The following is a 25,126-nucleotide window of genomic DNA, read 5'->3' as shown; positions in this document are numbered from 1 at the left end:
CTGCCGGGGTTTGCCAGCAAGCTTATGTTCTCACCAGATCCGGTGATTCCGCACGGGCAGCTTCGGCTTCCGGCGCGCGGGGTCGGGTACTGCCGGGTGTAGAAGTGCCGGTCGAAAAGTTCGTTTTATTCCAGGGAGACACTGATGATACGAGTGCTGAAACTGACCGTGGTCGCGGTCTTCGGGCTGGGGGTGCTGGCGCTGCTCGCCCTCTGGATCGGCGCGTCGATGAGTCTCGATCGTTCCTATTCCCACACCCGGGCAAGTGCGGCACTGCCCGCGTTTCAGCCAGGCACCTCACAGCGACAGGTGCAGATCGCCGCCAGTGGGCTGATCTTTCGCGCCCGTATCGGCGGCTTCGACAACCCCGCCCCGAAAGGCGATCTGCTGCTGCTCCACGGCTTCCCCGAAACCTCAGTGATGTATCAACCGCTCATAGAAGCGGCAACCCGGGAGGGCTATCGAGTGGTCGCCTTCGACCAGCGCGGCTACTCACCAGGTGCCCGGCCCGAAGGCAGATCCAGCTACGGTATGGCGGAACTGACGGCGGATGCACTCGCAGTGGCCGACGCCGTCGGTTTCACCCGGTTTCATCTGGTGGGACACGACTGGGGAGCGGCTGTCGGCTGGCAGCTTGCCTTCGAGGCGCCCGAACGCCTGCTCACCTATGGCGCGCTGTCTATTCCCCACGTCGCTGCGTTTGCGGCGGCCATCGCGAAGGATCCGGAGCAGCAGAGTCGCAGTTCCTATATGGCTTTCTTCTGGCTCCCCAGGCTGCCGGAACAGACCTTCGCCATTAACGACCTGGCGGCACTGCGCGAACTCTACGCCGGACACCCGGCCAACCACCTGGAGGAATATCTGGCCGTATTCGGTGAACCTGGTGCCATGACCGGCGCGCTCAACTGGTATCGCGCTGCAGCCGATGGTCCTGCGAAGCCGGTGGGCAATGTGTCCCTCCCCATCCTCTTCATCCGGGGCAACGAAGATATCGCGGTCGGTCGCACTGCGGTCGAAGGTCAGGAAGAGTTCATTGAAGGACCCTTCGAATCCCTCGAACTGGATACCGGCCACTGGCTGATGGCGACCGCCACGGAAGCGGTGGTGGAAGCCGTGCTGGATCACCTGGATCGCTACGCGGTGAGTCGGTCCGGCGAAAAGGCGGCGGAGGCGTTGCAGATCGAAGGGGATGCAGGTTAGGGGTTCTGCGGTTTAAGAGCGTTGTCGATGTAGTTCGCGAGCAGGTCACCAAGCAGGCGGTGATACAGCGCCGAAGGGTGTGAATCTTTCACACTCACCGTGAGAGGTGATCCGAGATAGTCCGAAATCCCACGCTGTGCCAGGTATTCCAACGCGACAGGATCCGCATCCAATGTTTCGAATCCTGCGCGCTGCAGGATTGCCAGCGGCTCTGCGTCGAAGCCGCGATGGGCGAAAAAAAGTACCCGGAAACCATGGTCCTGGCTCAGCCGCTGAAGTTCTGCGATCGCCGAACGGAATGCGTTGATACCGATCAGATCCCGGTACGCGTTGGGAATCAGATCGTTTTCGCCCTCGAAAGCCCCGGTGCGGAAAGCGTCCGGCGGTCGCTGCAGTGTGTGGTCTGGGACGTGCAGCCCATCAAGGCTGTGTCGGACGAACCGTGCCAGAAAAGAATAGTCGACCGTGAAATAGGGTTGTCGGGTGCGTATGAATCCCGGCACATGAAGATCGTTGCCGACGTAGTCGACAACCACCAGATCCGGATCGTATATCAGTAGTTTGCTCTTGAGAGTCTCAACTTCGTTGACTGTGTTGTAACCTGGGACAGCAGAATTGATCCAGTCGATCTGCCGATCCGGGTGCGATGCTTGCGGGCGTAGTCCGGTGTGGTGGAGATAAAAATCTCTATCGCCGACCCCCCAACCAAACATTACCGAGTCTCCGAGACCCGCAATACGATATCCGCCCACTGGCTTTACAATCGGGACCTGGGGGCCGCGAAACCGTCGGAGTTGATCTCCAGCCGATGGCCCCGGAAATTGCCGCGCAAACCCGGGATCAGTTCGTAGATGATCTTCGGATTCTCATGCCAGCGGATGACATGCTGGAGACTGAGGTCCTCGCTGCTGGTTTTCGCCGACTCCCGCCAGACCCTGTTGCAGACGGTTGTCTGACCAATAAGCGTGGACTCTGAAGCCAATCTCGAAGCCTGCGAGCACGATAAGGACGGGCAGGCCAAGAAAAAGGTTGAAGATGATCCGTTTCACCGCGGCGATGGTACCCGCTTACCCTTCTCAAACCACGAGCTTCGAATCTGCGCTTCGCCCGCCGCGTCCGCCGTGGAGTCAGGCGTTTCGGAGCGGCGGGTGCGGATCGCAGCCGATTGCCGCATCTTTCGCGCTCCAGCCGGGACTCACCTGCTTTACCGCTTTATCAGCTTCAGCAGAAATCGATCCGTCTTGCCGCGCACCTCCGGAGCGAACACCATCCTGGTGTGATCGTCCTCCGGGTTGGCCAGCAGATCGCTGTCGCCGGCGACCTCGAAACCCGCCGTTGCCGCCGCTTCGATCGCCTGGGCTTTCTCCATGCGATGAAGTTCGGCATTTGCAGCGCCCGGATTGCCCGCGTGGTCGATGATGCCGAACACGCCACCCGGTTTCAGCAGACTTTTGATCGCGCGCAGCATACCGACCGCGACTGCGGGGTCGCGATTGTACAGGTCATGGAGATTCAGGGCGGTGATTGCGGCATCCAGGCTGCCTGGCTCGATGCCCAGATCATCGATTTCCCGGTCCCAGCGGATCACGTTGGCGAGTCGATTATCGGCCAGCCGCGCGGTGATTTCCTTGTCGTTTGCGCCGTCACGGAACTGCAGCACCACGGCGGGATTCTGTGCATAGACCCTGCCGCTCTCGCCCACGGCGACCGACAGCACTTCGGTGTAGTAACCACCGGCGGCAATCACATCCATCACGGTCATGCCGCTCGTAATGCCGAGAAAGGTCAGTACTTGAGCCGGCTTGCGGCCCGCATCTCTGGCTTTGTCCTCTGCGGGTCGATCTGCACTGGTGAGCGCAGCCTCGAGGGCGGCCGCTGCGTGCTGATCGGCGGTCGCGAGTGGTGCGGCCAGCAGCAGGCAGATGGCGAGCAGGCGTGCAGTCTGTTCGCGGCCGATCATCGCGGTTCTGGAAATCATGGTCATCGTCATGTCCCCTCATGTTCTTCCCTGTAGAGCCGGCTACTTTACCCCCTTATCCGATGCTGCGCGAAATCTCTCAGCAGCCTGTGGCATCCCCGCCTCGGCTGCCTTAGCCTGCACGTTCTTCTCCGAATCGAAAAGACGAAATCATGCCTTCATCCGACCTGCTCGGTGCCGACAGCAATACCTACGGCAATATCTTCACTTATCTGGGACTGCCGCTGAGCCGGGACCTCGGTCCGGACGTGGACGCGGTGGTGATGGGGGTGCCCTATGACCTCGGTACCAGCGGCCGATCCGGTGCCCGCTTCGGACCCACGGGTATCCGCCAGGCGTCCGCCCAGCTGCGCTGGGAGACACGGCGCTGGCCCTGGCGCTTTGCGCTGGGAGATCTGCTGCGGGTGGTGGACTACGGAGATCTGGTATTCGAAAACGGCGACAGCGACGACATGATCGCCCAGGTAACCGCCCATGCAGAACGCATCCTCTCGGCTTCGAAAACCCTGATCACACTGGGTGGTGATCACTTCGTGACCCTGCCTCTGCTGCGAACAGCGCATCGGCATTTCGGCGAACTGGCGCTCCTGCACTTCGATGCCCACACCGACACCGAAGCCAGCACCACCAAGTACTACCACGGTGCCATGTTCTATCACGCGGAGAACGAAGGGCTGATCGACCCGGGCCACAGTGTGCAGATCGGCATCCGCACCGAATACGAATATGAAACCCATCCCTATGCGGTACTCGATGCGGTATGGACGAACGCCCACTCCGCGGAAGAGGCGGTTGCGCGCATTGTCGAGACGATCGGCGATCGGCCGGTATACCTGAGTTTCGATATCGACTGCCTCGACCCGGCCTTCGCACCGGGCACCGGCACACCGGTTGCGGCCGGTGTCAGCACCGACAGAATCGCCCAGATCATCCGCGGGCTTGGTGGTCTGGATATCGTGGCCATCGACATGATGGAAGTGGCACCCGCGTACGACCATGCGGAACTGACTTCACTGGCTGCGGCCACACTGGTACTTGATGCGCTTTATCTGCTGGCGAGCCAGCGCGGCTGAATCTCACAGAGGAGTTACAGGGATGAAAATTTATGGTGATCTGATCTCCGGAAACTGCCTGAAGATCAAATACACGGCCGATTTCCTCAGGCTGCCCTATGAATGGGTGCCCGTGGACATCATGAAAGGCGAATCCCGCACGCCGGAATTTCTGGCGCGCAATCCGGCTGGTCAGGTTCCGGTAGTGGAACTGGACGACGGTCGCTGCATCGCCCAATCCAATGCCATCATCGGCTACCTGGCCGAAGGCAGTGCGCTGCTGCCCGGAGATGCCTATCTGCGGGCGAAGGTTTATGAGCTGATGTTCTGGGAACAGTACAGCCATGAGCCCTACGTGGCCGTCTGCCGCTTCGCGATGCTCTATCAGGGTAAAACCCGGGAGCAGCGGGAGGGCTGGCGGGTCGAGCGTGGCGAAGCTGCGCTGAATTTCATGGAAGCGCTGCTGGCCGGGCGGAGCTGGTTCGTGGGTGATTCCATCACCATCGCGGACATCGCGCTGCTTGCTTATACACGGGTGGCGGCGGAGGGCGGCTTCGATCTCAACACGCGGCCGGCAGTCAGCGCCTGGATTCAACGCTGCGAGCAGACCCTGTCGATCAAGGCCTGACAACCGCACTGGCCGACGTCCAACCGCACAGCGATGCCCGCAGGCTACGCTTGCCGCGGGTATCGCCAGGCGCGGCAATGACTCCCCCGGGCAGGGTAGTCCGGGAATCAGTACACTGCACAGCGTGTCTGCCCATCTGAACAGCCCCATCACCCGCTGGAGCATGCTCGGTCTTGCCGTGTTTCTGCTGCTCATCTGGGTCAGCCGTCCGGAATCCACGGGCGAACATTACGGGCTCTGGTCGCTGCTGCCTGCGCTGACCACCATCGTCATCTGCTTCGCTACCCGACATGTGATCCTGGCGCTGCTGGTGGGCGTAGTCGTGGGCGGTCTGGTGATGGGTCGGATCAACATCATCGATGCCTTCCTGGTACCCGCGCTGGGTACCGAGAACTATGCGCAGATCCTGCTTGTTTACCTCTGGGCACTCGGTGGCCTGCTCGGCCTGTGGAACCGTAATGGCGGGGCTACCTATTTCGCCCGCACCGTGGCCAGGCGCTTCGTGCGCGGTCGGGTCAGCGCAAAAACTTTTGCCTGGATTCTGGGACTGATCTTCCATCAGGGGGGCACCATCAGCACGGTGCTCACCGGCACCACGGTGAAGCCGGTGGCCGATCAGCACAAAGTGGCTCATGAGGAGCTTGCGTATGTGGTCGACTCCACGGCATCCCCCGTCGCCACACTGATTCCTTTCAACGTCTGGCCGATCTACGTGGCCGGCCTGATTACCATCGACAGCCTGGCGGAGACTGTCCCGGATCAGGAGACGGCCATCGGCTTCTTTATTGCCGCGATTCCCTTCAACTTCTACGGGTGGATCGCGGTGAGCATGACCCTGCTCTTTGCACTGGATCGATTGCCTCTGCTGAACACGCCCATGCGCAAGGTGGTGGAGCGTGTCACCAGCACCGGTGCGCTGGATGCGCCGGGTGCCCAGCCGGTCGCGGCCGCCGAGCTCACGAATGCGCGGGTGATCGAGGGATACCAGACCTCGATGCTCGATTTTCTCGCCCCGATCCTGACCCTGATGGGCTTCTGCATCCTGCCCTGGGTGATGGGCGGCTCGCCGATGGTTTTCGAAGGCTTCGGCCTGGCGGTGGTAGCCAGCGCGGTTGTGAGTGTGATCAAGGGGATGCCGGTGGGCGCTGTGTTTGATGCCATCGTCAGTGGCATCAAGGGGGTCACGGTGGGGGCGATCGTGCTCGGTCTGGCGGTAACCCTGGGTGCGGTGTCGGATCAGCTCGGCACGTCCGGTTTTGTCATCGATGCTGTGGGCGGCTGGATGAGTGAGGTTCCCTTCGTGTTGCCGGCACTGCTGGTCGCGGTGTGTATGATCATCGCCTTCTCCATCGGCTCGTCCTGGGGCACCTACGCGGTGGTGTTCCCGGTCGCCCTGCCTCTGGTTCTCGCCCTGTCCGCGGATCCGACCTACTTCCTGCTCTGCTTCGGCGCCATAGTCGGCGGTGCAACTTTCGGCGATCAGTGCTCGCCGATTTCGGACACCACCATACTTTCCGCTCTGGCCTGCGGCTCCGACCTGATGGATCATGTGAATACCCAGCTGCCCCTGGCCATGATTGCGGCCGGCCTCGCAGTGGTGCTCTATCTGGTGTTCGGCTACCTGCTGCTGTCCTGAGCCGGTATTCTTGTCAGCACCCAGGGGGAGGTTCGCATGACCCGAACAGCAGCATGGATGGCAGGCATTCTCTGTCTGACTTCTGCATCGGCGGCATTCACTGAAGATGCTGTCGGGCAGACAGACGACATCGGCCGCTTCGAGGCATACCTGGACGGTGTGATGGCCGCTCAGTTCACCGACTACCGGCTCGCGGGTATGACCTTTGCCCTGGTGCGGAACGGCCGCCTGGTGTTTTCCAAAGGCTACGGGCATGCGGATCTGGCCGCGGCTGTACGGGTCGATCCCGCTCGCCATCTGTTCCGGCCCGGTTCGGTTTCCAAGCTGGTCACCTGGACCGCCGTGATGCAGCTCGTGGAGCAGGGCAGACTGGATCTGCAGGCGGATGTCAGTCAGTACGTTCCCCAGTTCGAAATCCCCAATGCGTTTGGGGTGCCCCTCACGCTGACGCACATCATGACCCACACCCCCGGTCTCGAAGACGGTGCCGCCGGCTTTCTCTTTGCGGATGAGCCGACAGACCTCGTCCCGCTGGCCGAGTCGCTGGCCGCACATATCCCGGCTCAGGTCCGGGCGCCGGGCACTTTCGCCTCCTACAGCAACTGGGCGAGTGCGCTGGCCGGACTGATCGTCGCAAACGTCACCGGGAGGGCTTTCGAAGACTATGTGCGCACAGAGATCTTCGAGCCCCTCGGCATGCAGCACGCTACCTTCGAAGAACCCCTGCCGGCGGACCTCGCCGAAGATTTCGCCCAGGGTTATGTGCTCAAGTACGAGGGGCTGGAACCCTTCGGCTTCGAATACATCCACAACTTCGGACCCGCCGGAGCGCTCTCCGCCAGCGCCGAGGATATGAGCCGCTTCCTGATTGCCCATCTGCAGGACGGTGCCTATGGCGGTAGGCGAATCCTTCGTGAAGAGACAGCCCGGCTGATGCACGCGCGGCTGTTTGCCCATCACCCGGATGTCGCGGGTATGGCCCACGGGTTCTACGAGATCCGGCGCAACGGCGAGCGTTTCATCGGCCATGGTGGCGACACCATTGCCTTCCACTCGGAACTGGTAATGCAGCCTGAGACGGATTTCGGCTTCTTCCTGTCCTTCAATGCCGCGGAAGGGGCCATGGCCCGCACTGCGGTGACCGATGCCGTGCTCGACTACTTCTACCCGGGTCATCCTGAGCGACTGCCCGCCTTCCCGGCTGCCCCCCTCGAAGGCAGTGCAGCAAGGATCGCGGCCGTCGTGGGCGCCTATCGTTTGAACCGTCGCTCCTACACGCAGCTTGAAGGTATCACCGGGCTGGGCGGTGACCTGTCGGTGGTACCGGCAGGTCCAGGTGAAATTTCCATTCCGGTGCCGCGCTTTGGTGGCCGGTTTATCGAAGTAGCCCCCTACGTTTTCCGTGAGCAGGGACGGCAGGAATTGCTGGTATTCGAAACGAGCCCCTCCGGGCAGGTGCAGCGTGCCCTGATCGGCTCATTGCCGGTCATGGTGGCCGATCGCCTGTCGTTTCCGCACCGGGCCAGCACCCATCAGCTGATCATTGCGCTGGCGCTGCTGGCCAGCCTCTTCGTGGTGATCAATGCCATCCGCAATCGCGGCCGGCAGGCGCTTCAGGGCGCCGCAGCGCACGCGAAAACTGCAATGGTCGGCGCCGCGGTTGTGAATCTGCTTTTCCCGATCGGCCTGGTCGCCGTCTTTGCTGGCGTTGATTTCAACGCGCTGATTTTTGACTTTCCGCCCGCCGGAACCGGTGCTGTGCTGGTGCTGCCACTGCTGACCGCGCTGTGCACACTGATCTGCCTGGCGCTGCTGGTTCCGGTCTGGCGGGCACCCCAGTGCAGCATCTGGCAGCGCGTGCGCTACACCTGGGTGACGCTGCTCTTTACCCTGCTGGTCCTGGTCATGTGGTACTGGAACCTTCTGGGCTGGAATTACTGATCAGGCAACCCACGAAGAGAAGCGATCGCGTGTCAGCCGTAGACAGACTCATCGACGGGATGCCGGAATTGCAGCGTGGACTGCTCATGCTCTCCAACCTGCAGGGGCCGGAGTATCTGCAGAAGTGTGCCGAGTGGCTGCAGCAGGCGCTCGGCGTACATACCGTCTCTATCGGCGAACTTGACGGTCCGGATGTCGATCGTATCCGGATCCTTGGTTTTGCCAGCAGAACTGCGGGTGAAAGGCCAGCGAGCTATGGGCTGCAGGGCACACCCTGTCTTGAAGTGATCAGCAGGGGACAGCCTCATTGTCTCGTCAATGATGCCTCCGCCGCCTATCCTCAGGATAAGGGCTTCCGGGACAAATCCATCGTCAGTTACGCAGGGCTGCCGCTGCGGGACGGCTTCGGCCGGCTGTTCGGTCTCGTCTGCGCATTCGATGACAAACCGCAATCCGCGCCGGAGGACACTCTGGCACTGCTGGAATGGCTGACACCGCGACTGGGAAGAGAAGCCGGCGTACTGCGCACACAGCGCAATATTCTCAACTCTGTGCGCTGGATGGCCACCAGCTCGAGTGAGCAGGTTTTCACCCATGCGGTCGCTCACCTGTGTGAAGTGCTGCAGGTGACCACAGCCTTTCTGATCGAGAACAGTGATGAGGATCCATCATCAGGTGTGGTGCGCGCGCTGTTGCATAGAGGCAACAGACTCGTCGACTATGAAGGCACCCGGGTCGAGTATTCGGGAAGACCGTTTGCGCAGCTGAGCAGCGAAGATCGGGTGTGCATTCCCGAGGGGCTGCCGGAGCGATACCCGGGCTGGGGCATGGTGCACAGGCTCGGGGTTCAGAGTCTGATCGTCTATGGCATGCGGCATCCGAATGGCCAGCCGATCGGGAGTCTCGGTGTGGGGCACACGAGGACTCTGGAGCCAGGGGTGATCGAATCCCCCGTCTTCTCGCTGTACATCGCGCGTGTGGCGGCGGAGCTTGCCCGCCTGCGAGACGAAAGAGAGCGCCTTGAAATGGAGCGGGTGCTCAGTGTCAAGCACAAGATGGAAAGTCTCGGGCTCATGGCAGGCCACATCGCTCATGATTTCAACAATCTGCTGATGGCCATCCTGGGTAACGCCAACCTGGCCTCCGAGGTTCTCGATGCGGCGAGCCCGGCACGACGCTTTATCGACAATATCGAATCCGCCTCGCTGGCCGCGGGCGAGATCGTCGGTCAGCTCCTCGACTACGCCGGAAGAAAACCCTCGAAACCGATGCTGGTGGAGGTGAGCGAGCTGGTGAGCAGTGCCAGTGCCCTGGTAGAGCTGTCCCATTACCCTTCCGCCCGCGTCGTCTATGAACTGCAACCAGACCTGCCTCGAGTAGAAACAGATCCTTCCCAGCTGCAGCAGGTGATAGTGAATCTGGTGCTCAACGCAGCAGAAGCGCTCGGTGGTAAACCCGGGCGGATTCGCATCAGAACCGATCTGGTGACGCTGCAGGCGCGGCAGATCGGGCGGCTCATACAGGGCCGCGACCTGCATCCCGGGCGCTACGTGTGCATCTCGGTGACCGATGATGGTGTGGGGATCGAAGAGGCAGCGCTGAATCGGATATTCGATCCATTCTTCACCAGCAAGAAGGAAGGCAGGGGTCTGGGACTCTCCGCGGTGCGGGGATATGTCGAGAGCAGTGGTGGCGGGCTGGCGATTTCGAGCCGCGTTGGCGCGGGTACTTCGGTGCGGCTGTATTTACAGCCTGTGTAACCCGACCCCTGCAGCCTCAGCCCCGGCAACCCTGGCCACTGTAACCGCCGCTGTAAGTGTCGTGCGCAGGGCTGTGGCGAAACCGATCAGTCTTTGTCTGAACCCGTCATGGCTTCCTGATTACCGCAGACATCTGCGATCTGCATGAGTGCGGTACGCAGCCGTTCATATTCTTCTTCGTCGATGGCCTCTTCGTCCAGCGCGCGCTTCAGATCGATCAGCTGCTGGCCGACCGAAACATCGCCCATGCGCAGATTGATGTTTTCGCCATTCCAGCAGCCGGACAGCAGACTCAAACTCAGGAGGATCAGTGCAAGATTGCATCGAATCAGACGCACGGGCGGATGTTCTGTTTCAGACAGAGTAGAAATCATAGGGATATCTTATGTTTTGAAGTGGGCGAATGGTTTCCGAACAAAGAATAGACCTCAAGTGGTGATCTGAAATTGATTATCGAGTGGCTGCAGGGATACCTTCTATTCAACTCGACGAACTCTTGTCGCTCCACCTCTGGCAGTACTCAACATATAACCGCCAAAGGTAGTGCGCTCGATGTGAATCGGGGTGCCTTCGCTAAATTGGCCTCGACCGGTGCTGATTTCGGTCCAGACCTGACCATTTGCGAGCTCAAACAGATACTCACCGCGTGGTCGGCGAACTAATTTGACCAGAACTGAGTCGATGGAATCTAACTCATCCTCTGAGGGTTTTGCAGTGGCTGGAAGTGTCTCTCTCCCGAACCGGTCAGTCGAGGTGAGGGCCTCTTCGGTAGGCAACTCGATTGCCGACTGGTCTGCAGATTCAGCCCTATCCTTGATTGGCGGTGGCAGTGAGGTGCTCGGGTCTTCGTCGGAAATCATGGCGAGCGCCTCAAAGCAGGCGAGCCTTTCAGCTGTCCCGACTACAGCAGCGCAGCGCGCGATCTCTTCTCTCCATTCGATGGCAAGAACCGGCGCACTCGAAACCATCAATATAGTGGCAGGTGCCACCAGCTTCAGGTAATACAAACGGAACAGGGGCGACCGAAGTCGCCCCTTTCGAGTGAACGACACGACGGAGCGTGTCTGGATATCCGTTTTAGAGCTGCATTGTGTAGCGTGCATACCACATCGCGCCACGGGCATCGTGCACAAACGGGTCGAATCCACCATCAAAGTTGAGCTTCGGTGGGGTTTCATTGGTGACGTTTACACCGCCAATGGTAACCCGGCTTCCTTCCGCCTGTACGCCCCAAGCAGGCAACTCGTAGCTGTACTGTAGATCCAGCGTAGTGAAGCTGTCGACCTTGTCGTCCAGCAAATCAGAAATGCCGAAGTTAACCGCCCGCAAACAGCTTCCGACGCAGAGAGGATCACCTGTCGAGCTACGCTGGACCGCTTGATCGTCCTTATAGCTGTGGATGTACCGTACCAGGGCGAACACACTATGGCGATCCTTCAGCCAGCTGAGGGAGTAGTTTACCTTCCATTCAGGCAGTGAGCGGCCGATAGTGGTACCGATATTGCGCTTGCCGGCGCCATCGAAAGTATCGCCATTTATATCTGTGATTTCGTACTCCCTTGTCCAGCTGGCGGCAACTCCAGCCTTCAGGAGGCCATAGTTTCCGGCGTCCCATTCATATCCGATATTGAAATCCATACCAGATGTTTTCAGTTCCTGTGCGTTCAAAAACGTCGGCTCGGCTCTGAGATAGTTGCCGAACTGATCACGGATTATCTGGTCTGGAATGCCGGGCCCGCCATTTGGATCGAAGGCGATCTGGCCTGCGAGCGGCGTGCCTGCAGCCTGTATTCCACAGTTCGGTCGACTTGGATCGGTACCGTTGTTAAGACCTTGAGGACAACGTGAAGCGATATCCTGATTGATCAATGTAGAGGTACCTGGTCGAGCGATCAGGTCGTCGTAATCGTAGCTGTAGTAGTCGAGATCGACGGACAATCCCTCCAGAGCCCCTTCAATTGGCGCCCAGGACAATCCCACGTTCCACACGAAGGCCGATTCAGGTTTGAGTTCTGTATTGCCCTGAGCGATCTCGGGCCGAAACGCTAAACCTGCGCCTGAGAAAGGATCTGCGATGTTGATCAGTTGAGTGGAGAAACCGTTGGTTTGCAGCAGCGACCCCACACGATATGAGGTACCAAGAGATCCTCGCACAGTCAGACTATCTGTCGCCATCCACAAGGCGGTGAGTTTGGGGTCAAACGAATCCTGGTCAATCTCGTCAAACTTTTCGTAGCGGCCGGCAAGTTGCAGTTCCAACCTGTCCGTGAGCGGAATCGCAAACTCCAGAAATGCTGCATAAGTATTTTCTTTCCCATCCCAGTTCGTGCCACCATAAATGAAAGAGAAACCACCATCGTTGGAAGTATCATCGATCTCGACGGATTGCTCGTCATTGCGCCACTGCAACCCGGCAGCCATGCCGACTGTCTGCCCGTTCGGCAGGGTGAGCACATCGCCGGTCGCCACGAAATCCCAGACCAGCTGTGTAGTTTCAGCTCCGGTGCGGAACTCGCCGATCATCCATTCGTACAGTGCACGAGGGTTCGCAAGCATGGGGTCACTTTGAGGCGTGCCATCCGGTGCGAAGAAGCCGCTGAAGAATGGGTTGTAGTAGTAGCACTCCCGACCTGCGGCGATATTGCCTGCGTTGCCACTGCCCGGTACCGACCCGGCAAGATTGGGATTACAGTTTGCTCCACCGAATCCACTTATTGCGTTCAACAGGTTCTGCTGATTAGTGTCTGTACCACGGGTTGATTGATTTCGCTGGCTACGGGTGAAAGAAGTATCGAAAGTCCAGCTGTCGCCGAAAGGCAAATCACCACGCATACCAAGAATCGCACGGTATGTCTCGCCAAACTCGCGAGTATCAGTATCGATCGGCCGGATGTCGGATCCGGTGTCATCCGGAGTGAAACCGAGCGGGCGACCGAAGAACACAGCACCACCCACGTTTCCTGGTGTTGTCAGAACTCCGGCAAGCGGGGAGCCGGCGGCGACCAGATTTGCATCTCTTCGAGCAAGGTCCGCCTGCAACCCGGGATGGCTTGCCGGGAGGACCGGGAAGCGAACGAGTGGGAACATGGAATTCTCTCGGGTGAAATTTTGGTCCGCATAGGACATTTCCCCATAAACCTGCAGGGAGTCACTTACATCGAACTCTCCGGAAACATGACTTAGAAATCGTGTTTCTTCGCCCACCAGAGCGAAAAATGGTGAGAAGTCATAGATACAGCCATTGTTGGCTTCGAGAGCACTGCCCGCTAAGGGCGTCCCGGATACGGGTGAACGAAAAGACTGCCGGTGCTGGCTGGCTGCCAGATCGCAATCGATATCTCCGAGACCCCCGCCACCGACTACGTATGCAGGTGCCACTAACGCCGCACTGGCTCCGAGTCCGATTGGCGAAAAGCTGCCTGGGTTCCCGAGAGTAGAGAGACCCGTGCCACCGAAGTCGCTATAACGGTCGTCAATCTGCAGCGGCTTGCGATCCAGATATTCTGCGGATGCTACGAAACTGCCACGCTCACCAGTGATACCCCAGATACCGGAGAAGGTCACATCGTCCTGCTTTCGAGTTTCCTGGTCCGTCCGGCCGTCCAGGCTGAGCTCCATGCCATCGAAGTCATTGCGTGTAATAAAGTTGACAACACCTGCGACTGCGTCTGAGCCATAAAGGGCGGAGGCGCCGTCTTTGACTACTTCCACTCGACCGATTGCGATAGACGGAATCAGCGTGGAGGTATTGACATACGCATTTCCGCCCGAATCCGTGCTGGTTTTCGCGTAACGCTTGCCGTTGATCAGGACGAGTGTGGAACCTAATCCCAGGTTTCGGAGGTTGATGTTCGTTTGTCCGGTCGAATTGTCGCCACCCGAAAATGCGTTGGTCTGATTGGTTGAACCTGAATTGAAAGTCATACGGTTGACAATGTCTGCAACCTCTATCGCGCCAGTCTGTTCGATTTGAGCTCGGTCAATCACAGTTAGAGGTGAAGGCGAATCTGCAGTACTGCGTTTTATGTATGATCCGGTGACTACGATCTCTTCAATTGCGCCTTCTTCGCCTATCGCCGGTGCGATACTCGCACACAGCATCAGCGACACAGAGGCACCGACAAATGCTTGTCGTATATGGGCTGATCTCATTTCGTTTCCCCTTGTTAATCCACTCTCCAGAATCCCGGTTGGAGAATTAGGGCAGACGGACTTTCGCCGTCTTACACTCTCCAACCCGGGGGCGAGCATAACCCAAGCGTTCTCGGATGCAACTGAAGTCGGACACGGAGCCCGCTCTTGCAGCGTCCATGCACGCCTCGGGTTATGATACTTTCGTCGGCCTATTCATCGGGATCACTTCATGCGCCATCACCACACGAACCTCGTTGCCTGCGCCGGCCTGCTGCTGATCCTGGCCGTTTCGAGTTCCGCCTTTGCCTCCACCCTGGCCGTTGGCGATCGGGCGCCGGACTTCGAACTGCAGGGTTCGGATGGCCAGACCTACCGATTGTCTGACTTCCGTGGTAGGGAGGCAGTGGTGCTGGCCTGGTTTCCGAAAGCCTATACCAGTGGTTGTACCATAGAGTGCAAATCCCTTGCGCAGAACGGCCATCTGCTGCGCAAATATGCGGTCAGCTACTTCATGGCGAGTGTGGATCCGCTGGCAGACAACGTCGGCTTTGCGAAGGAGCAGAACGCGGACTTTCCGCTGCTCAGCGACCCGGAGAAGACGGTCGCTGCGGCCTACGGCGTGCTGACTGCGCGGGGCTACGCCGCCCGGCATACCTTCTACATTGATGTCGATGGCAACATCGCCGCCATCGATACCGCCGTGCGTCCTGAAACTTCCGCCGAAGATATGGCGGCGACTCTGGGTCGCCTCGGTGTCGCCCGCCGCTGAGCAGAGCATTCTGGTCTGACCACCGTTCGGCGGGCTGACCTTGCAAAACCCGGGATGAACCCATATATACCACTGCAGGTTACTTGAAATTGAGGTTAACCAATGGCTGAACATCCCACGAGTTCTCTCCGTACGGCACCGCGCAGCGCGGCGGTCGAGATCAACAGAGTTCTGCGTAACACCTATCTTCTGCTCGGTATGACCCTGGCTTTCAGTGCAGTCGTGGCTGGTGTCTCCCTGACATTGAATCTGCCCCATCCGGGCATCATTCCCTGGCTGATCGGTTTCTTCGCCCTGCTGTTCATCGTGCACAAGACGGCAAACAGTTCCTGGGGCCTGCTGTCGGTATTCGCCTTCACAGGATTTCTGGGCTATGGGCTCGGTCCGATACTCAACATGTATCTGGGGCTGCCGAACGGCGGCACCCTGGTGAGTTCGGCGCTGGGGACCACCGCCTTCGCCTTCGTTGGTCTGTCGGCTTATGCGCTGATCACCCGCAAGGACTTCGGTTTCCTGTCAGGCTTCCTGATGGTGGGTTTCTTCGTGCTGATGGGCGCGGTGCTGCTGAGCCTGTTCGTCGATCTGAGCGCCTTCCAGGTGGCCATTTCCGCGGGCTTCGTGCTGTTTGCCTCGGCAGCCATTCTCTGGCAGACCAGCGCGATCATTCACGGCGGAGAGACCAACTACATTCTCGCCACCGTGACCCTGTACGTGTCGATCTATAACCTGCTGCTGTCGCTGCTGCACATCTTCGGCGCACTGGGCGACGATTGAGCCGGACCCGCGGCTGCGCGCAAGCAGGCGCCACCGTGGAATGATGATTGTGTCGGGGCGTTGATCGAGAAGGTTCGCGCCCCGGCATCTCATTGAAAAGACAGCGCCTCGACATCACCTCGATAAATCAGCGACCCGCCAGGGTTCGATACACTCCGGACAGCACCTCGGGCAGCTGTTCGATCTCATCCAGAATCAGGTAGCGTGACTCGGCGCACATGCGCCGCAGATAGTCGTGACCTGACTTGTCCACGGTGACACAGAAATATTCCACACCCTTGGCCTGGGCCTCCTTGAGTGCTGCGGCGGTGTCCTGCACCCCGTATTCATGCTCGCCCCGCTGGGGCCCGTAATCTGAATCCTGGGGAAAGCCGTCGCTTAAGATGATCAGGAGCTTCAGTGCATTCCCCGAAGCGATCAGTTTTTCCGTGGCGTGACGTATGGCAGGTCCCATGCGGGTACTGCGTTTGGGTTTCATGCTGGCGATGGCCTGCAGCGTGCGCCGTGTAAAGGGTTCGTCTGTCTCCTTTGCGACAAAGAACTCCACGCAGTCCCTGCCGTAGCCGGAAAAACCGTAGATGCCATAGCTGTCGCCGAGCTTCTCCAGCGCGGCGGACATCACCAGCATGGACTCCCGCTGCACATCGATGATGCGCCGTTCCGGGGCCTCGGGCGCAGTCTCGACGTTCACGGCCAGCACATCGTCGTAAGGATCCCGCAGGTTCACAATCGACTGGGCGGTCAGATCGTCGGGATCCGGATGGGCAGCAGGCGGCGGGGGGTTGATTGGATCATCGGTGGATGCGGAGAGATCCACCAGAAATACCGCACACAGATCCCGCTGTACCCGCTCTCTTCGGGAGTACACGCGTTCATCCGGACTCACCCCGGCACGCACATCCTGGCGTGCCTCGATCAGTGCGTCGATGTCCAGTTCGTCGCCATCGGCCACCCTGCGCAGTCGCTGGAAGCCGAGCGGGCGGATGTGTTCGAGCTGCCGCTGCACTTCCGGTGCGTGGTGTGCGATCACCCGCAGCAGCTCTGAGATGTCCACATCGGCTTCGAGTACCAGCTGCTCTTCATAGAGCCGGCACCAGTGGCGCAGATAGCGCCTGTTCAGATAGTCCCACTCATCGTAGCGGTAGCTGCGTGCCAGCGGCCGCACCGCACCCAGGGCGTCGCGGATGGCAGCGCGTTCCATGTCGATGCGCCGGGACAGATTGTCCCGATCGGTCTGCAGGGCGCGCAGATCCACATCGTCGGGGCGCAGTTCACCCGCGAGATTGTCTCCCTGGGCTGCGTCCGCATGATCCCCTTCGAGGAATTCGAGCATCAGCGCGGATTCGGCTGCGGCCAGGGCTTCTTCCCAGTCCTCCAGCTTGGCATCCCGCTGCAGCCAGTCGATGGTGCCCGACTGCCCGGCGTCTTCATTCAGGCTTACCGGTTCGATGGCCGTCAGCTGCTGCGTCCACAACTCATAGATCGTCAGAGCGACCGCGGCTGAGTCGTAAACGTCGGTCGTGGGCAGCAGCAGGGTGTCCAGCGGGAGCAGGCTGGGGCCGAGGAGGCCGGTGACATCCAGGGCCAGCAGCAGCTCCCGGTCCGCACCATCCACCAGTTCACCCAGTGCGGTGACCAGGGTGGCGATGGAGACGATGGCTTCGATGGATTCTCCGCCGCGTTGCGCAGCCGTGTCGAGCAGACGGCGTGCGCCCGGATAGCGGGCCATGACCCGTGCCATGATCCGCGCGCGTTCGCAGTGGGCGAACAGGTCCCGCAGTAACCAGTGCACGGGCACATGCCGGTACAGCAGGGTGAAATCACTCTGCCTGGTGCCGGTGGTGGGCAGCGGCCAGGCGGCGAGGGCGGGAATGCGGCGCCGCGCCTCGTCGATCTGAAAACGGAAGGTGCCGAATTCCCGTTGTCCGAGCTGTTCGAGCGTGAGCAGGCGGAATCCCGTGGATCCGACCGTTTCCAGGGTCGAGGGCAGATAGATCGTATCCAGGGTCTGGGCGGCCCGGTCCGGGGCCAGATGAAAGTGTCGCCCTGCGAATTCCTCTGTGGCCTTGATGTGGTAGTAACGGCCGGCGATACCTTCGGTGAACAACGCCAGCCGGGATTCGACATCCGCCAGTTCGATCATGCCACAACCCCGGGTTCAGGAAAGCTCATGTCAGCACAACGTCAGGGCAGCACAACGTCGATGATGTCGGCGATCGCCTGCTGCACGATGGCATCGTCCGATACCGCACTGACAATGGCGATCTCAGCCGCGCGGCGTGCGGCAACACCGCGTTTCACCAGGCTGCCGGTGTAGATCAGCAGGCGCGTGCTCACACCCTCTTCGAAGCCATGCTCCCTGAGGTTGCGGACTTTGGCGCCGATCACCGCCAGGCGTTCGGCGAGCTGCCCGTCCACGCCGGCCTCGTGGGCGATGATGGCGGCTTCCCGCGCCTCATCCGGGTAGTCGAAGGCGAGGCTCACAAAGCGCTGGCGGGTGCTGGTTTTCAGATCCTTCAGCACACTCTGATAGCCGGGGTTGTAGGAAATCACCAGCAGGAAGTCCGGGTGTGCGGCCAGCAGTTCACCGGTCTTGTCGATGGGGAGCAGGCGTCGGTGGTCGGTGAGGGAGTGGATGAGCACCGTGGTGTCCTTGCGGGCTTCCACGATCTCGTCCAGATAGCAGATAGCACCGCTGCGTACTGCCCGGGTCAGGGGACCGTCCTGCCACACTGTTTCATCGCCCTGAAGCAGAAAGCGCCCGACCATGTCAGTCGCGGTCAGATCTTCATGACAGGAAATGGTCAGCAGCGGTACTTCGAGTTCGCTGTGGTGTTCGCTGCGGTACAGACGCCAGGCCATATGCTCGACGAAACGGGTTTTCCCGCAGCCGGTCGGACCTTTCAGCAGGATGGGCAGACGCGCATCGTAGGCGGCGCGGAACACTTCCACCTCGTCGCCGAGGGGCAGGTAATAGGGTTGCTGGGCCAGTGTGGCCAGCTTGGCGGCTTCACTCATGACGGGGTATAGATCTCCTTGCCCTTCCGGTAGGTGAAGAAGTTCACCGCCGGGTTGCGGTTGACCAGCGGTCGCCGGTACATGGGGTGACTCAGACTGCGTACTTCGTGTTCGAGCTCGGTGAGCGTGTGGCCGGTTTCGGGATCGAATATGGCCTGAAAGCGGTACTGGCAGCGATCGGATTCTTCGGTGATCAGACCCCGGGTGTCGATGAGGTCATGGGGTGTGGAGAAATCTGCGACATAGATGGCGATGTGATGCCCGTCGTATGCGGCGATGGCCGTGTCGGTTTCGCTGAACTTCAGTATCTGGTTGTAGCCGACCTTGATCGAAGCCACACCTGCCCGGGCACAGGCGGCGCAGCCCATGATCTGCCGGTAGAAGCGTGCGATGCGCTCTGCCGTACCGGGAGGGACCTGAAGATCGAGGCAGGGCATGCCGAGATCCATGAGCGGAAACTGCCCGGGTTCGAAAGCGCGGATATCGTTGCCCCAGGGACAGCGGGTGGCGATGTGATCGTCGCGGCGTTCGAAGTCGAAGGCGGTACCGGCCAGGGGTTTACGCAGAGCCTCGAGGCGCCGCAGCAGATCATCCAGATCGGGGACCACGATGCTGATGTGACCGCGGATCACCTGGGCGCTCGACCGGGGCAGGTGGAACTGCTGTTCGCCGGCGTTTATCCACATGTTCGCGGTGCCGAAATCGATGTAGGGATCCCGGGTAAAACCCAGACCGCTGACATAGAAAAGGGCAGCCAGCCCCTGGTCGGGTACCGTCAGATTCACATGCTCGAGCAGCAGAATGTTGCCGACATCCTCGGCGCTGCGATCGAAAGACCCGGCGGTAGGCATGGAATGGACCCGTTGGCGTGAGCGATCGACTTTACCGTTCCCGGCATGCCGATGCGAGTCGCTGATGCGGGTCGCTGATGCGGGTCGCTGATGCGGTCGGCTATAGTAGGACGATGAGTGATGCCGACGATGTGCTTCTCGACGCCACCACCGCACTGGTGCCCGCGCTGCTGGGCGCGCTGGACGGTCTGGCCTGGGTCGGACGTCGGCTCAATCCCCCGGATCTGAACGAAGTGGTTGCCGCCGTCGCATCCCTGGGGGCGCCGGTGGCTGCGGGACTCGAGCGGTTTAAAGTGGCACCCTGGCCCGAGCATCTGAGCCGCTTTTCCGACCATGTCATCCGCTCGGCGACAGAAACCCTCGAAGCCTTCGCGAGTCTCGAGCGCGCGCTGACGTCGAGCAATCCGATCCTCGGCGCCTATCGGGCCCTTTCCTATCAGACCCGGGCGGTGGAGGTACTGTACCCGGTGTCATTCATGTTGCCGCCGGTGAGCCGCTTTTTCCTGAGCGATGCGCATCGCGGGGATGAAGCATTGCAGGCGCGGCTCGCGGCTGCGGACCCGTCCCGGGAAGAGGTGGGCATCATGCATGCGTCGAATGGGGTCGGAGAGCGGGGCGGATTCTCACTCTATGTGCCGGAATATTATGACGGCAGCGCGGCACTGCCGCTGGTGGTTGCTCTGCACGGCGGCAGCGGCCATGGCCGCAGCTTTCTGTGGAGCTGGCTGAAAGACGCCAGAACACGGGGCGTGATCCTGGTGACCCCCAGTTCCCGGGACAGCACCTGGTCGCTCATGGGCCCGGACATCGACAGCGCCAATCTCGCGGACATCGTCGATCACATTCGCAGCACCTGGCGGGTGGATGCATCACGCATGCTGCTTACCGGGATGTCGGATGGGGGCACCTTCTCCTATGTGAGCGGCCTGCAGGACGACAGTCCTTTCACCCATCTCGCACCGATCTCCGCGAGCTTCCATCCTCTGCTGATTGAGGCCGCATCAGTCGGACGCCTGCGTGGCCTGCCGATCTATCTCGTGCATGGCGTACTGGACTGGATGTTTCCACCTGAGGTGGCTCGTATGGCCAGAGACACGCTCACAGCGGCAGGCGCAGATCTCGTTTACCAGGAACTGGAGGATCTTTCTCACACCTATCCACGGGAACAGAATGATCTGATTCTCGACTGGCTGTTGCGCTGAACGGCGCACGCCAATGCGGCATCGGCGTTGCCGGGATTGAGAAGTTGGGGCGGCTTGCAGCCGTCTGCGCCTCCGCCCTGGAGCGGCAACCGGCTGGTCGTGACGCCTCCCTGTCGCAGTCTCTACCTCGGAAGGGGAATCTCCCGCGCTTCGTAGCACTTCACGACCAGACTTCTCGGTGGATGGCTGGCGATGGCCGCGTTGAAGGTGGCCATGTGCTCGGTTCCAAAATGGTCCTTCAATGCCTGGACATCCCGCCAGCGCTCGGTGATGCGCAGGCGGGTCGAGTCATTCAGCTCCACGCTGAAGGTATAGTCTTCGCACCCGGACTCGGCGCGGGACGCTGCCTCTATCGCAGCGATAGCCTGTTTCAGCGCGGCGATGTCTCTCTCGGTTGAATCTATGATCACATTCACGACGATCATGCGGGCTCCTCAAAAAGCTGCTGCTGCAGCACGGGCTCTCGACTGAACCATTCCATCGAGTTGTCCACCCGATCCTCCACCGCCATGTAGGGTGAGTCCAGCGCTTCGATGCGCCGCAGTCGTGGCAGCAGGCCTTCGTTGTTGGCGATCTGAATACTCAGTCCGGGTCTTGCGTTGAGTTCGAGCAGCATCGGACCGTGTTCCTGGTCGATGACGATGTCGCACCCGAGATAGCCGAGCCCGGTAGCTTCATGACAGCTCGCGGCGAGAACCAGCAGCTGGCGCCAGTTGGGTACCTTTACCCGCACCAGTTCAGCGCCGGTGTCCGGATGAACAGTGACCAGCTGGTTGGACTGGACAGCGGCAATCGCCCGTCCGCTGCCGATGTCGAGACCGACACCGACAGCGCCCTGGTGCAGGTTGGCCTTGCCGTCCGACTTGTGGGTGGCCAGACGCAGCATCCCCATCACCGGAAAACCCTTGAACACGATGAGGCGGATGTCCGGCACACCTTCGAAGCTGAAGTCTTCGAATATCGGTGAGACTTCGATCAGTGTCTCGATGATCACTTCGTCGGGTCGGCCGCCGAGGGAGTGCAGGCCGCTGATGATATTGGTGACGTGGCGTTTGATGCCCTCGAGACTGATCGTATCGCCGCTGGCCTTCACGAATCCTGCCTCAGAGCGTCCGCGGATCACCAGAATGCCCTTGCCGCCGGAACCCTGTGCCGGTTTCACGACGAACTGCTTGAGCGTGGAGAGTACCCGGTCTATGTCTTCGACTTCATGCTGGGTGCTGATCACGTGCAGGAGCTTTGGTGCGGTGAGTCCCATCTTCTCTGCCACAAGTTTGGTCTTCACCTTGTCGTCCACCAGTGGGAACCTGGATCTCGGGTTGTAGCGCGCAATGTAGGCGACGTTACGGCGGTTCATGCCGAGAATACCGAGGCGGCGCAGTTCCAGTGGAGATATCAGATTGAACTTCACGATTTCTTGAAAGTCGCGAAACGGAACAGCTCGGTCAGCCGGTATCCGGTGTAGCGCCCCAGGATCATGACAAACGCCAGCACACAGAGGTGCAGTTCCGGGAAATTGAAGGCAAGGTGCCGGACCAGACCCTGGTCCATACACAGAAAGGCAAGGATGGCGACCAGCATGCTGCCGCCACCCTGAACCAGCACTTCCTTCGGGCCCTGCTCTTCCCAGGTGATGGACATCCGCTCGATGGTCCAGGCGAGAATGATCATCGGGAAAAAGGTGAAGGAAAGACCGCCGATGAGGCCGAGCTGGAAACTCACCACGCTGAAAATCGAAATCATGCCGATCACGAGCACCACCAGGGTGGCGATGCGCGCCACCAGCAGGAGGTTCAGTGCCGAGAGATAGGATCGGATCATCAGACCGATGGCCACGACCAGCAGAAAGCTGGTCACGCCGAGCAGCAGTTCTGTCTGAAGAAAAGCCAGCGCGATGAGCACCGGCATGAAAGTGCCAGAGGTCTTCAGACCAATGAGTACACGCATGAACACCACAACCAGTGCGCCCACGGGCAGCAGCATGATCATCTTGAACATGCCCTGTTCGGCAATGGGCAGGCTGTAAAGTGAAAAGCCGAATCCGGGAGCATCGACTTCCTGGGCAAGTTCGAGCATGGACCGACTCTGGCTGATCATCGAGTAGCTCACCCTGGAGTTGGTGCCGCCGATGACCTCGAGTATCGTGGGCGTCGCCGTCTGCCACAGCAGCAGGTTGTCGGTCTGGGTGACTGCTCCATCGCGGGGGCTGTAGAGACGCCAGGAGTCCCCCTGCCAGACCTGCACGTATGTCGCCAGATCCTGGCGACGGCGGCCATCTTCGAGCTGCAGTACTTGCACGGTGCGCGCCGGAATTGCCGCAGTTTTCAGGAGATTGGCCAGCAGCTCCGGGTCTGCATAGCGATCTCTGAGCAGGCTCACACTCTGATCCGGCGGATTGCGGTGCAGTGCGCGGATCAGTTGCACGGTCATGGAATGCGCATCCGCCGTGATCGGCATCAGGGAGTCGATCAGCTGCCGCGCGGCGGTCCGATAGGGCTCATCCCAGCGTATCGAAGGCTCATACGCCGGCGGGATGTCTGTCACCCTGTGACCGGGGTCCGCAACCACTTCGAGCCCGAAGAACAGTGTCTGCGGGCCGCGGGCCGCGCGCTTGGTCCAGTGTGCACGGCGCTGTTCGGTATCCTGTTCCACATTGAAACCGAAGCCCGGGGCTGCGCTGTTTTCCGCGATGATGCGGTAGCCCGACTGCTCGGGAGGCAGCGTCAGCAGCGCCTGGGTTTCGGTACCGCGTGCATTGAATTCGACCCGCGCCTCGACCTGCCACACAGTCTGCTGCTCTCCGGGCAGCAGCGGTATGCCATAGGACTGATGGCGGAAGGTGGCCGTACCGGCGCCGGCAAGCAGCAGCAGTCCGACGAGAAACAGAAAGGGTCCGCGTTGCGTCACGCCGCAGCCTCTGACCGAATACCAGGCGTCACGCAATCACGGTGCATCATGCACACCCCCCACAATGGCATTGATGTTATCGAAGGAAGCCGGCGGCTGATCGTTGTTGTCCCCCGACTTTTTGTATCTTGCCTGTCTATATTTCAGGCCTGTCTTGTTATCTCAGCTCTGTCTTTTTATCTCAGTCCTGTCTTGTTATCTCAGCCCTGTCTTTTTATCTCAGCCCTGTTTTTTTATCTCAGTCCTGTCTTTCCTGTTTCAGGCTCGTCGGTTACTCGTCGTCCGGCTCGTAAACAGGCTGAATGAACCGCTGGCCAACGTCAACCAGTGCGACATCGCTCAGAAAGTTCCTGCCGAGAATCACTTCGTTCTCCAGATGAGAGCGGTCGGCGAGTGTGAAGTCGACCGTTTCATCCAGATTGCCGATGCGGATTCTCAGCTGTACCACCGGTCTGCGGGAACCCTCAGGATCCGCCTGCTGGATGACCAGAACGTGGCGCAGAACACGTCGTTCAACTTCGATGGGCTGCTTCTCGACCTGCAGCTCGAAACGCACCCATTCTTCGCCATCCCGTTCGAACTTGGTGAGATTCTGTGCGTGCAGCGAGCTCGACGTCGCCCCCGTGTCGAGCCGGGCCACCAGAGAAGCCCCCGGCGGATCCAGCCAGACATTCTCCAGCTCTCCGAGCATCAGTTTGTCTGAGTTCATGATCACGGTACGCAGCGGCTCACCCGGTTCGCAGGTTGCAGATGCCGGCGCTGGTTTCGGTTCGGGTGGTCGGCACAGTTCGGCCACCGCAGTCGGCAGCAGTTCGAGATCCAGTGACAGCTGATCGAGACTGTCGCCGAGTGCCTGGGCGGAGTTCAACTGGGTGGCCTCAAGGGTGGAGAGATTGTCCTGGGAGGCTTCGACCGCACTGCCGAGCACGGCGATCTGCGCTTCGATGCTGGCGAGCCTCTGCAGCTGGGCCTGATTCGCTTCCGCACCCGGGCTGTAGGCGCACCCGCTGCCGAGAAGGAAGCTGAGGCTACCGAAGACAAGCACGGGGATCCGATGGTTCATGAATTTCCGAAAGGCAGTCAACGCCACGCTTTCCAGGGCAACTGGCAGGCGGCGTAGTCTATGCTTTCTCTTTCTGCACACAATAGGCGCTGCGATACCGGCAACGCCGGCTCGCGATCTCGCGGTATGCAGATACTGTACGTATATACAGTTATGCATGCTATCCTTGGCCCCGGGCTGAAACCACAGTGTAACCGAGACCGCCGCAGTGTC

General features: G+C 60.2%; 21 protein-coding genes. 9 read left to right on the top strand and 12 right to left on the bottom strand.

Annotated elements, in window-relative coordinates:
* Positions 1–144 precede the first annotated feature (144 nt).
* Complete coding sequence (locus R3E82_14515; GenBank protein MEZ5552107.1) at positions 145–1,200, top strand: alpha/beta hydrolase; 1,056 nt, start codon at positions 145–147, stop codon at positions 1,198–1,200.
* On the opposite strand, the gene R3E82_14510 is transcribed toward R3E82_14515, so the two are convergent.
* Positions 1,197–1,913, bottom strand: a complete 717-nt coding sequence (locus R3E82_14510) for a hypothetical protein (protein ID MEZ5552106.1) — start codon at positions 1,911–1,913, stop codon at positions 1,197–1,199. The genes R3E82_14515 and R3E82_14510 overlap by 4 nt on opposite strands.
* A 491-nt stretch (positions 1,914–2,404) precedes the next feature.
* Positions 2,405–3,184, bottom strand: a complete 780-nt coding sequence (locus tag R3E82_14505) for a hypothetical protein (protein MEZ5552105.1) — start codon at positions 3,182–3,184, stop codon at positions 2,405–2,407.
* A gap of 146 nt (positions 3,185–3,330) precedes the next feature.
* Here R3E82_14505 and speB point away from each other — a divergent pair, with 146 nt between their 5' ends.
* The 5 genes from speB to R3E82_14480 all read left to right on the top strand — a co-directional run bounded on the left by speB (position 3,331) and on the right by R3E82_14480 (position 10,195).
* The gene (gene speB, locus R3E82_14500; protein MEZ5552104.1) at positions 3,331–4,251 is read left to right on the top strand and encodes an agmatinase; all 921 of its coding nucleotides are present in this window, start codon (positions 3,331–3,333) and stop codon (positions 4,249–4,251) included.
* A gap of 22 nt (positions 4,252–4,273) precedes the next feature.
* Complete coding sequence (locus R3E82_14495; protein MEZ5552103.1) at positions 4,274–4,858, top strand: glutathione S-transferase family protein; 585 nt, start codon at positions 4,274–4,276, stop codon at positions 4,856–4,858.
* A 124-nt stretch (positions 4,859–4,982) separates the two neighbouring features.
* Complete coding sequence (locus R3E82_14490; GenBank protein ID MEZ5552102.1) at positions 4,983–6,494, top strand: Na+/H+ antiporter NhaC family protein; 1,512 nt, start codon at positions 4,983–4,985, stop codon at positions 6,492–6,494.
* Between the two features lie 36 nt (positions 6,495–6,530).
* Positions 6,531–8,435 carry a serine hydrolase domain-containing protein gene (locus R3E82_14485; GenBank protein MEZ5552101.1) on the top strand — a complete coding sequence of 635 codons (1,905 nt, stop codon included), beginning with the start codon at positions 6,531–6,533 and terminating at the stop codon, positions 8,433–8,435.
* Positions 8,436–8,464: 29 nt separating this feature from the next.
* Positions 8,465–10,195 carry an ATP-binding protein gene (locus R3E82_14480; protein ID MEZ5552100.1) on the top strand — a complete coding sequence of 577 codons (1,731 nt, stop codon included), beginning with the start codon at positions 8,465–8,467 and terminating at the stop codon, positions 10,193–10,195.
* A gap of 86 nt (positions 10,196–10,281) precedes the next feature.
* Here the strand turns inward: R3E82_14480 and R3E82_14475 are convergent, their stop codons facing one another.
* The 3 genes from R3E82_14475 to R3E82_14465 form a co-directional block, all read right to left on the bottom strand.
* Positions 10,282–10,569, bottom strand: a complete 288-nt coding sequence (locus R3E82_14475) for a hypothetical protein (GenBank protein ID MEZ5552099.1) — start codon at positions 10,567–10,569, stop codon at positions 10,282–10,284.
* Positions 10,570–10,671: 102 nt separating this feature from the next.
* Positions 10,672–11,184, bottom strand: a complete 513-nt coding sequence (locus tag R3E82_14470) for a hypothetical protein (GenBank protein ID MEZ5552098.1) — start codon at positions 11,182–11,184, stop codon at positions 10,672–10,674.
* A gap of 88 nt (positions 11,185–11,272) precedes the next feature.
* A complete protein-coding gene (locus tag R3E82_14465; GenBank protein ID MEZ5552097.1) occupies positions 11,273–14,296 on the bottom strand; it encodes a TonB-dependent receptor in 3,024 nt (1,007 codons plus the stop codon).
* Positions 14,297–14,558: 262 nt separating this feature from the next.
* Here R3E82_14465 and R3E82_14460 point away from each other — a divergent pair, with 262 nt between their 5' ends.
* Complete coding sequence (locus tag R3E82_14460; GenBank protein MEZ5552096.1) at positions 14,559–15,098, top strand: peroxiredoxin; 540 nt, start codon at positions 14,559–14,561, stop codon at positions 15,096–15,098.
* 102 nt (positions 15,099–15,200) lie between these two features.
* Entirely contained in the window at positions 15,201–15,872 is a 672-nt protein-coding gene (locus R3E82_14455; GenBank protein ID MEZ5552095.1) for a Bax inhibitor-1/YccA family protein, read from the top strand.
* A 127-nt stretch (positions 15,873–15,999) separates the two neighbouring features.
* On the opposite strand, the gene R3E82_14450 is transcribed toward R3E82_14455, so the two are convergent.
* From R3E82_14450 to R3E82_14440, 3 genes are read right to left on the bottom strand one after another with little or no spacing between them, the layout of a single operon-like run.
* Positions 16,000–18,015 carry a VWA domain-containing protein gene (locus tag R3E82_14450; GenBank protein MEZ5552094.1) on the bottom strand — a complete coding sequence of 672 codons (2,016 nt, stop codon included), beginning with the start codon at positions 18,013–18,015 and terminating at the stop codon, positions 16,000–16,002.
* Positions 18,016–18,056: 41 nt separating this feature from the next.
* The gene (locus R3E82_14445; protein MEZ5552093.1) at positions 18,057–18,890 is read right to left on the bottom strand and encodes a CbbQ/NirQ/NorQ/GpvN family protein; all 834 of its coding nucleotides are present in this window, start codon (positions 18,888–18,890) and stop codon (positions 18,057–18,059) included.
* Positions 18,887–19,741 (bottom strand): hypothetical protein, encoded by an 855-nt coding sequence (locus R3E82_14440; GenBank protein ID MEZ5552092.1) that lies wholly within the window; start codon positions 19,739–19,741, stop codon positions 18,887–18,889. The genes R3E82_14445 and R3E82_14440 overlap by 4 nt, the downstream gene beginning before the upstream one ends.
* A 113-nt stretch (positions 19,742–19,854) precedes the next feature.
* Between R3E82_14440 and R3E82_14435 the strand changes: the two genes are divergently transcribed.
* Positions 19,855–20,943 carry a hypothetical protein gene (locus R3E82_14435; GenBank protein ID MEZ5552091.1) on the top strand — a complete coding sequence of 363 codons (1,089 nt, stop codon included), beginning with the start codon at positions 19,855–19,857 and terminating at the stop codon, positions 20,941–20,943.
* A gap of 122 nt (positions 20,944–21,065) precedes the next feature.
* Here the strand turns inward: R3E82_14435 and R3E82_14430 are convergent, their stop codons facing one another.
* The 4 genes from R3E82_14430 to R3E82_14415 form a co-directional block, all read right to left on the bottom strand.
* Entirely contained in the window at positions 21,066–21,368 is a 303-nt protein-coding gene (locus tag R3E82_14430) for a putative quinol monooxygenase (protein ID MEZ5552090.1), read from the bottom strand.
* Complete coding sequence (locus R3E82_14425) at positions 21,365–22,354, bottom strand: alpha-L-glutamate ligase-like protein (protein MEZ5552089.1); 990 nt, start codon at positions 22,352–22,354, stop codon at positions 21,365–21,367. The genes R3E82_14430 and R3E82_14425 overlap by 4 nt, the downstream gene beginning before the upstream one ends.
* Positions 22,351–23,886 carry an inactive transglutaminase family protein gene (locus R3E82_14420; GenBank protein MEZ5552088.1) on the bottom strand — a complete coding sequence of 512 codons (1,536 nt, stop codon included), beginning with the start codon at positions 23,884–23,886 and terminating at the stop codon, positions 22,351–22,353. The genes R3E82_14425 and R3E82_14420 overlap by 4 nt, the downstream gene beginning before the upstream one ends.
* A 235-nt stretch (positions 23,887–24,121) precedes the next feature.
* Positions 24,122–24,913, bottom strand: a complete 792-nt coding sequence (locus R3E82_14415; GenBank protein MEZ5552087.1) for a RimK/LysX family protein — start codon at positions 24,911–24,913, stop codon at positions 24,122–24,124.
* Positions 24,914–25,126 lie beyond the last annotated feature (213 nt).

Source organism: Pseudomonadales bacterium (genome assembly GCA_041395945.1).
In the GTDB taxonomy this organism is placed as follows: Bacteria; Pseudomonadota; Gammaproteobacteria; order Pseudomonadales; family Azotimanducaceae; genus SZUA-309.
This window is presented reverse-complemented; position numbering and strand designations above follow the sequence as displayed.

Excerpts from the sequence above, each read along its gene's own strand:
- R3E82_14515 (MEZ5552107.1), top strand. The coding sequence starts at position 145 with ATGATACGAGTGCTGAAACTGACCGTGGTCGCGGTCTTCGGGCTGGGG.
- R3E82_14510 (MEZ5552106.1), bottom strand. The coding sequence starts at position 1,913 with ATGTTTGGTTGGGGGGTCGGCGATAGAGATTTTTATCTCCACCACACC.
- R3E82_14505 (MEZ5552105.1), bottom strand. The coding sequence starts at position 3,184 with ATGACCATGATTTCCAGAACCGCGATGATCGGCCGCGAACAGACTGCA.
- speB (MEZ5552104.1), top strand. The coding sequence starts at position 3,331 with ATGCCTTCATCCGACCTGCTCGGTGCCGACAGCAATACCTACGGCAAT.
- R3E82_14495 (MEZ5552103.1), top strand. The coding sequence starts at position 4,274 with ATGAAAATTTATGGTGATCTGATCTCCGGAAACTGCCTGAAGATCAAA.
- R3E82_14485 (MEZ5552101.1), top strand. The coding sequence starts at position 6,531 with ATGACCCGAACAGCAGCATGGATGGCAGGCATTCTCTGTCTGACTTCT.
- R3E82_14475 (MEZ5552099.1), bottom strand. The coding sequence starts at position 10,569 with ATGATTTCTACTCTGTCTGAAACAGAACATCCGCCCGTGCGTCTGATT.
- R3E82_14465 (MEZ5552097.1), bottom strand. The coding sequence starts at position 14,296 with ATGCTGTGTGCGAGTATCGCACCGGCGATAGGCGAAGAAGGCGCAATT.
- R3E82_14460 (MEZ5552096.1), top strand. The coding sequence starts at position 14,559 with ATGCGCCATCACCACACGAACCTCGTTGCCTGCGCCGGCCTGCTGCTG.
- R3E82_14455 (MEZ5552095.1), top strand. The coding sequence starts at position 15,201 with ATGGCTGAACATCCCACGAGTTCTCTCCGTACGGCACCGCGCAGCGCG.
- R3E82_14450 (MEZ5552094.1), bottom strand. The coding sequence starts at position 18,015 with ATGATCGAACTGGCGGATGTCGAATCCCGGCTGGCGTTGTTCACCGAA.
- R3E82_14445 (MEZ5552093.1), bottom strand. The coding sequence starts at position 18,890 with ATGAGTGAAGCCGCCAAGCTGGCCACACTGGCCCAGCAACCCTATTAC.
- R3E82_14440 (MEZ5552092.1), bottom strand. The coding sequence starts at position 19,741 with ATGCCTACCGCCGGGTCTTTCGATCGCAGCGCCGAGGATGTCGGCAAC.
- R3E82_14435 (MEZ5552091.1), top strand. The coding sequence starts at position 19,855 with ATGAGTGATGCCGACGATGTGCTTCTCGACGCCACCACCGCACTGGTG.
- R3E82_14430 (MEZ5552090.1), bottom strand. The coding sequence starts at position 21,368 with ATGATCGTCGTGAATGTGATCATAGATTCAACCGAGAGAGACATCGCC.
- R3E82_14415 (MEZ5552087.1), bottom strand. The coding sequence starts at position 24,913 with ATGAACCATCGGATCCCCGTGCTTGTCTTCGGTAGCCTCAGCTTCCTT.